At 70.9% G+C, this 13,473-nt stretch carries 9 protein-coding genes; 4 read left to right on the top strand and 5 right to left on the bottom strand.

All coding sequences use genetic code 11. The features are described from left to right. Positions 1-120: 120 nt before the first annotated feature. Entirely contained in the window at positions 121-1,155 is a 1,035-nt protein-coding gene (locus tag CCN35_RS01545; RefSeq protein ID WP_067388992.1) for a LacI family DNA-binding transcriptional regulator, read from the bottom strand. A 399-nt stretch (positions 1,156-1,554) separates the two neighbouring features. Here CCN35_RS01545 and CCN35_RS01540 point away from each other — a divergent pair, with 399 nt between their 5' ends. From CCN35_RS01540 to CCN35_RS01525, 4 genes are all read left to right on the top strand, one after another. Beyond that, on the top strand, positions 1,555-2,817 hold the full coding sequence (locus tag CCN35_RS01540) for an ABC transporter substrate-binding protein (protein WP_086791313.1): 1,263 nt from the start codon (positions 1,555-1,557) through the stop codon (positions 2,815-2,817). Next, positions 2,814-3,890, top strand: a complete 1,077-nt coding sequence (locus CCN35_RS01535; protein WP_245862977.1) for a carbohydrate ABC transporter permease — start codon at positions 2,814-2,816, stop codon at positions 3,888-3,890. Before CCN35_RS01540 ends, CCN35_RS01535 begins: the two co-directional genes overlap by 4 nt. Next, positions 3,887-4,720, top strand: a complete 834-nt coding sequence (locus tag CCN35_RS01530; RefSeq protein ID WP_067388995.1) for a carbohydrate ABC transporter permease — start codon at positions 3,887-3,889, stop codon at positions 4,718-4,720. The genes CCN35_RS01535 and CCN35_RS01530 overlap by 4 nt, the downstream gene beginning before the upstream one ends. A gap of 71 nt (positions 4,721-4,791) precedes the next feature. Continuing rightward, positions 4,792-6,432 carry a glycoside hydrolase family 13 protein gene (locus CCN35_RS01525; RefSeq protein ID WP_086791312.1) on the top strand — a complete coding sequence of 547 codons (1,641 nt, stop codon included), beginning with the start codon at positions 4,792-4,794 and terminating at the stop codon, positions 6,430-6,432. A gap of 199 nt (positions 6,433-6,631) precedes the next feature. Here the strand turns inward: CCN35_RS01525 and CCN35_RS01520 are convergent, their stop codons facing one another. The 4 genes from CCN35_RS01520 to CCN35_RS01505 all read right to left on the bottom strand — a co-directional run bounded on the left by CCN35_RS01520 (position 6,632) and on the right by CCN35_RS01505 (position 12,852). Continuing rightward, on the bottom strand, positions 6,632-7,936 hold the full coding sequence (locus CCN35_RS01520; protein WP_067388999.1) for a M20/M25/M40 family metallo-hydrolase: 1,305 nt from the start codon (positions 7,934-7,936) through the stop codon (positions 6,632-6,634). Further along, on the bottom strand, positions 7,929-8,762 hold the full coding sequence (locus CCN35_RS01515) for a M55 family metallopeptidase (RefSeq protein WP_067389002.1): 834 nt from the start codon (positions 8,760-8,762) through the stop codon (positions 7,929-7,931). The genes CCN35_RS01520 and CCN35_RS01515 overlap by 8 nt, the downstream gene beginning before the upstream one ends. A gap of 86 nt (positions 8,763-8,848) precedes the next feature. Next, positions 8,849-9,982 carry a glycosyltransferase family 4 protein gene (locus CCN35_RS01510; protein WP_067389003.1) on the bottom strand — a complete coding sequence of 378 codons (1,134 nt, stop codon included), beginning with the start codon at positions 9,980-9,982 and terminating at the stop codon, positions 8,849-8,851. After that, positions 9,979-12,852: a bifunctional glycosyltransferase/CDP-glycerol:glycerophosphate glycerophosphotransferase gene (locus CCN35_RS01505; RefSeq protein ID WP_086791311.1), complete on the bottom strand. Its 2,874-nt coding sequence runs from the start codon at positions 12,850-12,852 to the stop codon at positions 9,979-9,981. Before CCN35_RS01505 ends, CCN35_RS01510 begins: the two co-directional genes overlap by 4 nt. Positions 12,853-13,473: the final 621 nt, after the last annotated feature.

Below are 13,473 nucleotides of genomic sequence, written 5' to 3'. Positions count from 1 at the left end.
CACGAGCGGGCTGCGGCACCCGCGGGGGTGAGCCGGGGGACGTGAGCCGGGAAGGCGGTGACGGCCCGGCACGGCCCGCGCGCCCGGCGGCCCCCTCCCTCCCGGCCGTCCCCCGTCCCCTCAGGGCGATCCGGTCTGCTCCTGCCCGCGGCTCTGGGGCTGGAGCAGCGGAGCCGTGGTGGCGCGGGGGATGACATGGCTGGGCAGGACGATGTGCTGTGCGTGGTCCGCGTCCGAGTCGTTGATGAGTCTCAGGGCCAGTTCGCCGGCCGTGCGGCCGATGTCCGAGGGCGACTGGGCCACGGTGGACAGGTCGAACAGGTCGGCGACCGGGTGGTCGTCGAAGCCGAGGACGGACATCTGCTCGGGGACACCGATCTGGGCCGCGCGCAGGGCCCGGATGGTGGCGACGGCCGCCTCGTCGTGCTCGGCGAAGACGGCGGTGGGCGGCTCGCGCAGGCTGAGCAGCTGTCCGAGTGCCCTGGCGGTGCCGTGCTTGTCGGGGAAGGGCGTGGTGACGACCAGGTCCTCGTCGAGGGGGATGCCCGCTTCGGTGAGCGCCTGCTGATAGCCCAGCAGGCGTTCGCTGGAGCTGAAGGAGAAGCCGCTGTCGCCCACGGCCTGGAGGAAGGCGATCCTGCGGTGGCCGAGGTTGAGCAGATGCCGTGTGCCGCTGAGGGCGCCGGCCACGTCGTCCACGTACACGCTGGGACGTCCGTCGACGTGCTGGCTGACGTAGATGACCGGCATGCCCAGGTCGTCGAGCCGGGAGGTCTCCTCCTCGGTGAGGTCGAAGGAGAACACCAGCAGTGCGTCGGCGTTCCGGCGGGCCGGGAGGCGCTCGAAGAAGGCGGCGCGCTCGGCCATGTCGGGCACCACGTAGAGGTTCAGTTCCAGGTCCGCGGCACGCAGCATGGGGCCCAGGGCGGAGAGGGCGGAGCCCATGAACCAGGAGTTGAGCGTGCAGACGAGCACCGCAACGGTCCCCGTCTTCCCCGTGACCAGGCTCGCGGCCCGGCGTGATATCGCGAAATCCAGTTCCCTGGCGGCTTGTTCGACGCGGGCCCGGATCTCGGGGGACACCGTGGACAGGCCGCGCAGGGTGCGCGAAACCGTGGACGTGGAGACTCCGGCCCGTTCGGCGACGTCAGCCATCGTGGGATGTCGCTGAGCTGGTGGCATGGCCGGACGATAGCAGAGAAACGGGCTGTCGCACCCCCTTCTTGAAAACGCTGTCACGCAGATCAATGACCGGTATGACCCAATATATTGGGAATAATTCCCTGCTATTCCTTCGAATTACCGGTGCGTAACGCATTGACGGCCGGAGAAGGCACCCCTAGCGTGCAAGCGTTGTCCCAACAAGGGCGGGGCCACCCCCACGACTGCGCGCACAAGCCGCTGAACTGGGCTCTTGATCCGAGACAGCGCAATCTTGGGTGGCCTGGAGTCATCCGGAGCCGCAGCGACCTTCCCCCCTCGGAACCCGCGACGCTTCGGTCCCGACCATCAGGAGAGACAGTGAAGACCAGGGTCACCAGAGCGTTTTCGTCCGTGGCCGCGCTCACCGCGGCCGGCCTCGTCCTCACGGCGTGCGGATCGTCCGGCGACGGCGGCTCGGAGCAGACCGGGCCGGCGTCGTTCGAGGGCCGGGGTCCCATCACCTATGTGGCGGCCAAGGACACCACCGGAACCGTCCAGCCGGTGATCGACCGCTGGAACAAGCTCCACCCCGACGAGAAGGTGACCTTCATTCAGCTGCCGACCGACGCGGACTCCCAGCGGCAGCAGATGATCCAGAACGCGGAGACGAAGTCCGACGCCTACACGGTGCTGTCCCTCGACGTCGTGTGGACGTCGGAGTTCGCCGCCCACCGGTGGATCGACCGGTTGCCGGAGAAGGAGTTCCCGCTGCAGAAGATGCTGAAGCCGGTGATGGAGACGGCGAAGTACCGCGACGGTCTGTACGCGGTCCCGGCCAGCTCGGACGGCGGCATGCTGTACTACCGCTCCGATCTGCTGAAGAAGGCCGGTGTGGCGGGCCCGCCGAAGACCTGGGCGGAGCTGAAGGACGCCTGCGCCAAGGTGCGGAAGCTGCCCGAGGGCAAGGGCATGTCCTGCTACGCCGGGCAGTTCCAGAAGTACGAGGGCCTCACGGTGAACTTCGCCGAGGCCGTGCACTCCGCGGGCGGTGTGGTCACCGATGCGAACGGCACGCCCGACGTGGACACCCCCGCCGCCCGGAAGGGCCTGGACTTCCTCACCGGTTCGTTCCGGGACGGGACGATCGCCAAGGAGGCCATCACCTACCAGGAGGAGGACAGCCGTCAGGCGTTCCAGTCCGGCAGGCTGATCTTCCTGCGGAACTGGCCGTACGTGTACTCCCTGGCGCAGAAGAGCAAGGTGGCCGGGAAGTTCGAGGTCGCCCCGCTGCCCGGTCTGAACGGGCCCGGTGCCTCCAGCCTGGGCGGCCACAACCTCGCCCTGTCGTCCTTCGCCAAGAACAAGGCCACGGCGCTGGACTTCATGAAGTTCTTCACCAGTGAGCAGATCGCGAAGCACTTCCTGCAGGACGCCTCGCTCGCCCCGCCGTACGCGCGTCTGTACGACGACCCGGCGCTGGTGAAGCAGTACCCGTACCTGCCCGTGCTGAAGCAGTCCGTCCTGCGGGCCGTGCCGCGTCCGCGTGTCGTGCAGTACGGCGACGTGACCTCGGCGATCCAGCGGGAGGCGTACGCCGCCCTGAACGGCGGCAAGAGCAGCGCCCAGGCGCTGACGGACCTGCAGAAGGACCTGCAGAAGGTCATGGGGCGGTGAGGGACACGACCATGGCCGACATCAGGACACCGGCCCGGACCGCCGTGCGCCCGCCCGGCGGCACGGCCGGCCGCCGGGCGGGGCGGCCCCCGGCACCGGCGGGCCGCCGCGCCAGGGCGGCCCGCGCCACCGCCGGCTCCGGGCGCATGGCGGCACTCCTGGTCTCTCCGACGCTGCTGGTGCTGTCGATCGTCGTGCTCTATCCGACGATCATGGCGCTGGCGGAGTCGCTGTACGGCCCCAAGGGCCTGGATCCCCGCACCGGTTTCATCAGCAGCACCGAGCCGTTCGTGGGGCTCAGGAACTACGCCGACATCTTCGGCGAGGCCGGCGACAGGTTCTGGAACGCCTTCTGGAACACCACCTTCTTCACCGTCGTCACCGTCGCACTGGAGACGGTGATCGGCGTGGCGATGGCCCTGATCATGCACAGGGCGCTCAGGGGGCGGGCACTGGTGCGGGCCGCCATCCTGATCCCCTGGGCGGTGCCCACCGCGATCTCCGGCCTGCTGTGGCGGTGGATCTTCAACAGCAACGGCATCGCCAACGACCTCCTCGGCCGTCAGATCCTGTGGACCTCGGAGGGCTTCCAGGCCAAGGTCGCGGTCATCGTCGCCGAGGTGTGGAAGACCGCCCCGTTCATCGGACTACTGGTCCTGGCCGGCCTCCAGGTGATCGGCAAGGAGGTGTACGAGGCCGCCCGGCTCGACGGCGCCGGCCCGCTGCGCCAGTTCTGGCACATCACCCTGCCCCTGGTGAAGCCCGCGCTGCTGGTGGCGGTGCTCTTCCGCTGCCTGGACGCCCTGCGCATGTTCGACCTGCCGTACATCCTCGTCGGCGCGCAGAAGCACTCGGTGGAGACCCTGTCCATGCTGGCGCAGCACGAGGCGTCCAACGTCCGCTTCGGTCCCGCGTCCGCCTACGCGGTGCTCCTCTTCCTCTACGTCCTCCTGATCGCGCTGGCCTTCGTCCGGCTGCTCGGCACCGATCTCGTCGGCGACGGCGGGGCCGGGGGCAGGCGCGGCAGGCGGCGCGGAATCGCTCTGTTCCGCCGTACGGAGGTGACGGCATGACCGGTACGGCGAAGTGGCGTCACTGGCTGCTGTACGCGGGGGTCGCCGCGGTGGTGGCCTACTGCCTGGCCCCGTTCTACTGGATGGTGGTCTCCAGCCTGCGGCCCACCACCGACCTCTTCGACACCTCGCTCGTGCCGCCCCGGGTGTCGTTCGCCAACTACCAGGCGGTGTTCGACCCCTCCCAGGGGTTCTCGCGGGCACTGCTCAACAGCCTGATCGTGGCGGGGGTCACCACCGTGCTGGCCCTGCTGCTGGCCACCCTCACCGCCTATGCGATGGCCCGCCTGGAGTTCCGCTTCAAGCGGCTGATCCTCACGCTGATCATCGCCACCTCGATGTTCCCCGTCGTGTCGATCGTGGTCCCGCTGCTGAAGCTGTTCACCGACATCGGCTGGATCAACACCTATCAGGCCATGATCGTGCCGAGCATGTCCTTCGCGCTGCCCCTGGCGGTGTGGAACCTGACGACGTTCTTCCGGCAGCTGCCGGAGGAACTGGAGCACGCCGCCATGGTCGACGGGTGCACCCGCGGCCAGGCGTTCCGGAAGGTCATCATCCCCCTGGCGGCACCGGGCATCTTCACCACCGCCATCATCACCTTCATCGCCGCCTGGAACGAGTTCCTCATCGCTCTGTCCATGACCAACAAGCCCGCCATGCAGACCGCCCCGGTCGCCATCTCCAAGTTCACCGGCACCACGACGTACGAGGCTCCCTTCGGCAGCCAGATGGCGGCGGGCGTCCTCGTCACCGTGCCCCTGGTGGTCATGGTGCTGCTCTTCCAGCGCCGTATCGTCGCCGGACTCACCGCGGGCGCCGCCAAATGAACCGGCGCCGCCAAATGAACCGGGGCGGCTCCGTCGCCCCTCCCTCTCCTCGAAAGGAACACAGCATCAGCATGTCCGGTACCGCACCGTGGTGGCGCAGCGCCGTCATCTACCAGGTCTACATCCGCAGTTTCGCCGACGGGAACGGTGACGGCGTCGGCGACATCGCCGGCCTCCGCTCCCGTCTGCCCTACCTCAAGGAGCTCGGTGTCGACGCCGTCTGGATCAACCCCTGGTACAGGTCGCCCATGGCGGACCACGGTTACGACGTGGCGGACTACCGGGACATCGACCCGCTGTTCGGCACCCTGGAGGAGGCCGAGCAGCTGATCGAGGAGGCCCACCGCCTCGGCCTGCGCATCATCCCCGACATCGTGCCCAACCACACCTCGGACCAGCACCCCTGGTTCCGGGCGGCGGTGGAGGCGGGACCGGGCAGCCTGGAGCGGGAGCGCTACATCTTCCGGCCCGGCCGCGGACCCGACGGCAGCGAACCGCCCAACGACTGGGTCTCCTGCTTCGGCGGCCCGGCCTGGACCCGGCTGCCCGACGGCGAGTGGTACCTGCACCTGTTCGCGCCGGAGCAGCCCGACCTCAACTGGCAGCACCCGGACGTGCACGCGGAGTTCGAGTCGATCCTGCGGTTCTGGTTCTCCCGGGGCGTGGACGGCTTCCGCATCGACGTGGCGCACGGCCTGGCCAAGGACCCGGAACTGCCCGACCTGCCCCCGGCCCAAAACCCCCGGGACGGACAGGCCGGGCAGCGCCTGGTGCACCCGCACTGGGACCGTGACGAGGTCCACGAGATCTACCGCGCCTGGCGCAAAGTGGCCGACGAATTCCCCGGCGACCGGTCCTTCGTCGCCGAGGCGTGGGCGGACACCCCGGAGCGGCTGGCCGCCTACGTCCGCGCGGGCGGCCTGCACACCGCGTTCAACTTCAACTTCCTGATGGCCGGCTGGGACGCCAAGGACCTCCGGTCGGTCATCGACGACTCCCTCGCCATGCTCGGCGCGGTGGGGGCGCCGGCCACCTGGGTGCTCTCCAACCACGACGTCATGCGCCACCTCAGCCGCTATGCGCGCAGGAGCGTCAAGCGGTGGGAGCCCAACGAGCGCTACGCGCCCAAGGGCCCGGTCGACCTGGAGCTGGGCACCCGGCGTGCCCGCGCGGCCGCCCTGCTGATGTTCGCCCTGCCCGGCGGCGCCTACATCTACCAGGGCGAGGAACTGGGCCTGCCGGAGGTCGAGGACCTGCCCGAGAGCGTGCTCCAGGACCCCATCTGGGAACGCTCCGGACGCACCGACCGCGGCCGTGACGGCTGCCGGGTGCCGATCCCCTGGTCCGGCCGGTCCGCGCCGTACGGCTTCAGCCCCGAAGGCACCACCGCCGCTCCCTGGCTTCCCCAGCCGGCCGGCTGGGAGAGGTTCAGTGTGGAGGCGCAGACCGGCGACCAGAGCTCCATGCTGGAGCTCTACCGCACCGCCCTGCGCCTGCGCCGTGAGCACCCCGCTCTCGGCGACGGCACGCTGACCTGGCTGGACGCCCCGGACGGCGTGCTGTGCCTCCGCCGGGACCCCGGTTTCGTCTGCGTGGTCAACCTCTCCGCCGAGCCCTGCCCGCTGCCGCGGCACACCGCGGTCCTCCTGGCCAGCGGTCCCCTCGAAAGCGGCCTGCTCGCCCCGGACCAGGCGGCCTGGCTCGCGGTGTAGCCCACGTCACGGCCCACGAACCGGCCCCGGCCGACGACCGGCGCACCACGCCGTCCGAGTCGGCCGGGGCCGCGCCGCGTGCCGCGGCCGGCCGCGTACGGGAACCGGCGGCGCCCAGGGCGGTGGCGCGTCGCGCACCGCCGTGGGCGCCGGCCGTCCCGGACCGGCTTCGTCCGGCCGTGTTCCCGGGCGTGTGTCCCTAGGCGGTCCGCAGGAACCGGTCCAGGACGCGGACGCCGAAGTGCAGCGCCTCGACGGGGACGCGCTCGTCGACCCCGTGGAACAGATGGTGGTAGTCGAAGCCCTCGGGCAGCTTCAGCGGCGAGAACCCGTAGCCGGTGATGCCGAGCCGCGAGAACTGCTTGGCGTCGGTGCCGCCCGCCATGCAGTACGGGATCACATGCCCCTCGGGCGCGAACTCCTTCAGGGCGGCCCGCATCGCCGCGAACACCGGTGCGTCGACCGGCGCCTGGAGCGCCACCTCGTGGTGCGCGAACTCCCAGTCCACGTCCGGGCCGGTCAGCTCGTCGAGGGTGGTGCGGAACTCCTCCTCGCCGCCGGGCAGATAGCGTCCGTCGACATGGGCGACGGCCTGGCCCGGAATCACATTGATCTTGTAACCGGCCTCGAACATGGTGGGGTTGGCGCTGTTGCGCAGCGTCGCCTCGACCAGACGGGCCGCCGGGCCGAGCTTGTCCAGCAGCGTGTCGACGTCCTGCAGGTCCGTCTCGATGCCGTGGAGGGCGGCGAGTTCGGTGAGGGCCGCGCGCACGGTCGGGGTGAGCCGCACCGGCCACTCGTGGGCACCGATCCGGGCGACGGCGGCGGCGAGCCGGGTCACCGCGTTCTCCCGGTTGACCCGGGAGCCGTGGCCCGCCCGTCCGCGCGCGGACAGCCGCAGCCAGGCGGTGCCGCGCTCACCGGCGGCGACGGGGTAGATCTGGTGACCGGCCCCGTCGTGGAAGGTGAACGCCCCGGATTCGCCGATGCCCTCGGTGCAGCCCTCGAACAGCTCGGCGTGCCGGTCGACCAGGAAGCCGGCCCCGTCCTCGGCGCTGTCCTCCTCGTCGGCGGTGAAGGCGATCACCACGTCGCGCCGGGGCCGTACGCCCTGCCGGGCCCAGGAGCGGACCACGGCGAGGATCATCGCGTCCATGTTCTTCATGTCGACCGCGCCCCGGCCCCACACGACCCCGTCGCGCACCTCGCCGGAGAACGGGTGCACGCTCCAGTCCTCCGCACGCGCGGGCACCACGTCCAGGTGACCGTGCACGAGCAGCGCGGGGGCCGACGGGTCGGTTCCCTCCACCCGGGCGACGACATTGGTCCGTCCGGGGGTGCGCTCCAGCAGCAACGGTTCCAGACCGGCCCCGGCCAGCCGCTCGGCGGCGTACTCGGCGGCCGGGCGTTCCCGGCAGTCCCCGCCGCCCCGGTTGGTGGTGTCGATGCGGATCAGGCCGGACGTGAAGTCGACGACCTCGTCCAGTGCCTGCGCGTCAGCCATATTCCTCCTCCACTGCGGCCGAGGCGATCGTGGTGATCGCCTTGAAGGCGCGGATCGACTCGTACATGGTGGCGCCGGTGTACGCCACCTTGCGCTCGCCGATCCGGCTCACCCCGGGCACGACGGTGACGGCCATGGCGAGGTGTTCGGCGTCGAACTCCACGGCGATGGTGAACGGGCCGTGGCTGCGGGGTTCGTGACGGACCGCCAGGGCGGCCGCCTCCTTGGCGGCGGCGCGGATCTCGGCGGCGGTGCGGGCGGGCGGACGGCAGACGGCCGCGTACCGGGACACATGGTCCTTGACGGCCACCTTCAGCGCCCCGGGCGCGTAGCCGAGCGCGTCCTCGCAGGCCACGTCGTCCCCGGTGAACAGCACCACCGGCACCCCGTACTCGGCGGCCACGTGCGCGTTGAGCAGCCCTTCGCTCGCCCGTACGTCGTTGAGCCACACCCCGGTGATCTGGTTGGCGAGGTAGGTGTGGGCGAGGACGCCCTCCATGCCGGCGCCCGCGTGGTAGCCGACGAAGGCGATCCCGTCCACGTCGCCGTGCTGCACGCCCTCCACCATGGACAGCGCCTTGTGCCGTCCGGTGAGCAGCTGCACCCGCTCGTCCAGCCGCTCCAGCAGCAGGTTGCGCATGGTCCAGTGGGCCTCGTTGACGAGCACCTCGTCGGCGCCGCCGTCGAAGAACCCCTGCACGGCGGCGTTCACGTCCGAGGTGAACATCACCCGGCAGCGCTCCCACTGCGGTGTCCCCGGCAGCACGTCGGCGGGCCAGGTGACGCCGGTGGCGCCCTCCATGTCGGCGCTGATGAGGATCTTCATGCCGTGTCACGTTACGCGTCGCCGGGCCCGGGCGGCCACGACCCGCCCGGAGCCGGTGGCATGCCGTCCCCGTACGGCCGGAGGTCTCAGCGCTCCAGGAAGTCGAAGAGCTCCTCCCAGCGCCGGGTGACGGCCTCCGGGTCGAAGCGGCGGACGCTGTGCAGGGCCCGGTCGCCCATCGTGTCGCGCAGACGCTCGTCGGACATCAGACGGACGAGGTGGCGGGCGAGTTCGAAGGTGTTGCCGGGGCGGGCCAGCAGGCCGTCCTCCTCATGGGTGATGATCTCGCGGACGCCGGGGGCGCAGTCGAACGCCACGCAGGGCACGCCGGTCGCCATGGCCTCCAGCAGGACCAGCGGGAAGCCTTCGCCGCGGGAGGACAGGACGAAGACGGAGGAGGCGCGCAGGGCTCCGGGCACGTCGTCGGTCTGCCCGGCGAAGTCCACGGAGTCCTCCAGGCCCAGATCGGCGCACTGCTGTCTGAGCTGTTCCTCGGCCTCTCCCGTGCCGTGGATGCGCAGGGTCCAGCCGGGCTGCTTCGGCGCGGCCTCGGCCCAGGCGTCCAGGAGCAGGTCGACGCCCTTCTCGTGGGAGAGCCGGCCGATGCTCACGACGACCTTCTCGGTGCGCGGCGACGGGGTGCCGGGCGTGAAGGGCAGCGGGTTGGGCATGAAGCCGACGTTGTTCATGCCCTCGACCGCCCAGCGGTCGGCGTCCTCCTGGGTGAGGGCCAGCAGCCGGTCGACGTCCTTGTAGTACTTCTTCACGCGCGCGAAGCGGGAGGACTTGCGGGCCGTGTCGAAGGACTCGTGGGTCATGCCGATGACGGTGTGCCCGGCGGTGTCCGCGAGGGCCACCCACTCCATCGCCCACACCTGGGTGACGATGATCACCGCGCCGGGCCGGGCGGCCCGGAACAGCGCCGAGAGCCGGCTCGCGGCACTCCGCATGTGCGCCTCGTGGCGGCGCACGGCCGGGTCGAGGGAGCCGATCAGCCGGCGCCGCCTGGGACGGCTCGGCGGGCGGCGGGCGTACAGCGTGACGGTCTCGAACGGCGGCCGGTCACCGAGGTCCATCGGGTGGTGGGGCGGGGCGATGCCGACGACGGTGACCCGGTGGCCGCGCCCGGCCAGCAGTCCGGCCATCTGGGTCTGCCAGCGTCCCACTCCGCCGAGCTCGTTGACCTCGTTGCCCACGAAGAAGATGTCGCGCTGGGTCATCGGGCCTCTCCCGCGGTGCCGAAGAAACGGTCCACGATCCGCGCCGCGGCGTCCCCGCGGTCGTACTCGCCGTACTTGTCCACGAACTCCTTCAGCCGCGCCTCGTACGTCGTCCGCACGGTGTTCAGGTCGGCGATCGCGGCGAACAGCTCCTCCTCGGTGCGCGGGACGGGGCCCGGGGCCTCGGCGAGCAGGTCGAAGTAGGTGCCGCGGGCGTCCTTGGCGTACTCCTCCCAGTCGTGGGCGTAGAACACGATGGGACGCTGGAGCAGGGCGTAGTCGAACATCACCGAGGAGTAGTCGGTGATCAGGCAGTCGGCGAGCAGCAGCAGCGGGGTGATGTCGGGTTCGGCGCTGACGTCGATCACGCGTCCCGCCACCGACGGCGGCAGGGTGAGCCGGTTCAGGTAGTGCGCCCGGACGAGCAGGGTGTGGTCGTCGCCGAAGCGGGCGACGAAGGCGTCGAGGTCGAAGGGGAAGGAGAAGTCCCGTACGCGGCCGTCGGAGTGAGCGCGGAACGTGGGCGCGTACAGCAGGACGCGCCGACCGGGGTCAAGGCCGAGCCGCTCGGCCAGCCGGCGTGCCTCGGGCGGCAGCGGCGCGCCCTCCCGGACCCGCACCAGGGCGTCGTTGCGCGGGTAGCCGGTGCGCAGCAGCTTCTCCTCGGGGATGCGGTACGCGCGCGCAAGGGTGCGCACGTCGTGCTCGCTGCGGACCACGAAGTGGTCGAAGCGGTCCAGGGCCTGCTGGTAGGAGCGCTGCTCCTGGGCGGAGAGCATCCGCAGGGAGGGCTCGTCGAAGCCCATCCGCTTCAGTGCCGAGCCGTGCCAGGTCTGGATGTACGTCGTCTCGGGGCGCTTGGCCAGCCGCAGCGGGTAGCCCTGGTTGTCGATCCAGAACTCGGCCTGGGCGAGCGCCTTGAGGTAGCGCCAGGACCAGCGGCGCACCAGTTCCACGTCCCGGGGGAAGCCCTCGGGGCGTTCACCGGCGTACGACCAGATGGGGGTGATCGGCGCCTTGCGGCGGCGCAGTTCCTCGAAGATGGCGCGCGGGCTGTCGCTGTACTGCCTGCCGAGATGGCTCTCGAAGACCACCGTCCCCTTGCGGATGGGCAGTTTGCACAGCACGCGGTCGTAGACCTGGAGCTTGCGGGTGCCGGAGTTCAGGTCCTTGCGCACGGCCCGCAGAGTGCGGTAGGCGCCCTTGGCGGCCCGTACGGGGCGGCTGTGCAGACGGCGTTCCACGGCGGCGCGGCCGGCGCGGGCGGCCCGGCCGTGCTGGGTGAGACGGAAGGCCAGATGGCCCTTGGCGGACACCTGGGCCTCGATCCGGTCGGCCAGCAGCCGCGTCAGGCGCGGCCGTACGGGCACGGACCCGGCGTGTTCCAGGTCGACCGTGCCGACGGTGAGCCGGCTGGTGGTGCGCCTGCCGTCCGCGGTGAGGTGCAGCCGGACGTCCCAGACGTCGTCGACGATGCCGAGCGGCCTCAGCCGCCGGGCCAGCGGGATCCTGGCCCGCCAGGCGATCGTGTCGCCCCGGTGGCGCACGGCGGGCACCGGGAAGCGGAAGGTCTGCAGGCTGCGGCGGCGGGCGCGGAACTCCAGCTCGGCGCCGAGGCGCGCGTCGGCGCCGATGACGCCCAGCGGGTTGACGAGCTCGCCGGCCAGGACCACGTCGCCGCCGTCCACCGTGTACTCGGTGAGCCGGTTGCGCAGGGCCATCCGGTGCAGCGGCCGGGTGTGGTAGCCGAGCGAGGTGACGTCCAGGACGGCGCGCATCTTCGGGTCGTCGAGGTGGCGGTCGGTCCAGTAGATCCGGCCGTCCCGCTCGGTCAGCGGCGAGGAGATCTTGTGCCGGTTGAGGAGCGTGTCGATGGCGGGCATCAGACCGTCCCAGTCCTCGCGCAGCAGCAGCTGGGCGCAGATGGCGTGGATGCGGTCGAGCTCGGCGTAGGCCTCCTCGGGGAAGTCCTGGATGTAGTCGCGGGCCAGTCCGGCGAAGCGGTGGCGGTAGTCGTCGTCGAGGAAGGGCAACTCCCGCAGGTACAGCACGAGGTCGTGCTTGAGGAACTTGATGTCCTTGCGCAGCTTCAGCAGGTCCTGGCCCTGGCGGGCCAGGATGGCGTCGATACGGCGGTGGATCTCGACCCGGTCGGCGAAGTTGCGGATCTCGCCGCGCCGGTTGCTGATCGACTTGACGGCGGTCTTCTCGACGACGTTCCAGTGGTAGACCGTGTTGGGGATCAGGGTGATCCGCCGGGCGGCCAGATAGGCCTGCGCGGAGAAGAGCAGGTCCTCGTAGTGGATGCCGCGGGGGAAGGTGAGCCCGTGGTCGAGGAGGAAGGCGCGCCGGTAGCACTTGTTGGTCGACAGGGTGTCGAAGACCAGCAGGTCCGGCAGGTCGGCGGCGGAGTCCAGGGTGCGGGTGCTCCGGTAGAGCCAGGGGTACCAGGGGGTGCGCTTGCCGTGCCGGTTGTCGAGGTGGACCCGGACGCACAGGCCGGAGACGAGGTCGGCGCCGGTGCGGTCGGCGGCCTCGACCATGTTGCGGCACGCGTTGCGCTCCAGGGTGTCGTCGCTGTCCAGGAACATCACGTACCGGCCGCGCGCCTCCTTGATGCCCTGGTTGCGGGGCTCTCCGCAGCCGCCGCTGTTCTCCGGGAGCCGGATCGCACGGACCCGGCCGGGGTGGGCCGCGGCGAGTTTCTGCGCGACCCGGTAGGAGCCGTCCGTCGAGCAGTCGTCGGCGATGATCACTTCGACATTGCGAAGTGTTTGCTCAAGGACGGAACCAACAGCCGTCGGAAGCCGCTCCTCGTCGTTGTAGACGATGACGACGACGCTGACGTCCGGTTCGGGCTCGACGGTCACACGGCCACCTCTCGTCTCTGTGCGGGGAGTGCGGTGGGTGAACTCAACCCTACAGCTTGTAGGGATCGCCAAATCCCCCTACCCCCCTCCAAACTACGCCAATGCGACAATACGTCGCCCCACTGACACGCAGTGCGGCCAAGGGCCAAAAGCCCTGCCGGACACGTTCGGCACGATTCGCTCCGGCGGCAGCACGGTCCGGGTGCCATCGGGGTGAACTCGTTGACGCCGAAGGGGACTTCGCCTGCGGCGAGAACGACGGGCCGACGGTGTGCGGCCGGTTGCGCACCGTGTCGCGGGCGACGTCCCTCGATCTGGAGGATGCGCTCGGCCGGGCAATGGTTGCGGGGCGCCGTCACATTCCCGGTTCCGCCGGCGTCGGCGGATGCCCGCGGTGCACCCGCCCGGCCGCCCCGGAACCGCCCGGTCCGGGCCTTCACATGCCGCCGGACCCGCGCCCCGTGCTGCGGCCCCGGCCCTGCCGGACACCCCGCCGAGGCGGCGGGCGGGAGACGCGGCCCGGTGGTGTCCTCCCGGCGGCCGATCCGGTGAAGGCCGGGAGGGCCGGGAGGGGCCGGAGAGAGCTGGAAGAGGGCCGAAGAGGCCCGGAAAGGGCAGGAG

This window comes from Streptomyces thermovulgaris, assembly GCF_002155915.1.
Taxonomy (GTDB): Bacteria; Actinomycetota; Actinomycetes; order Streptomycetales; family Streptomycetaceae; genus Streptomyces; species Streptomyces thermovulgaris.
This window is presented reverse-complemented; position numbering and strand designations above follow the sequence as displayed.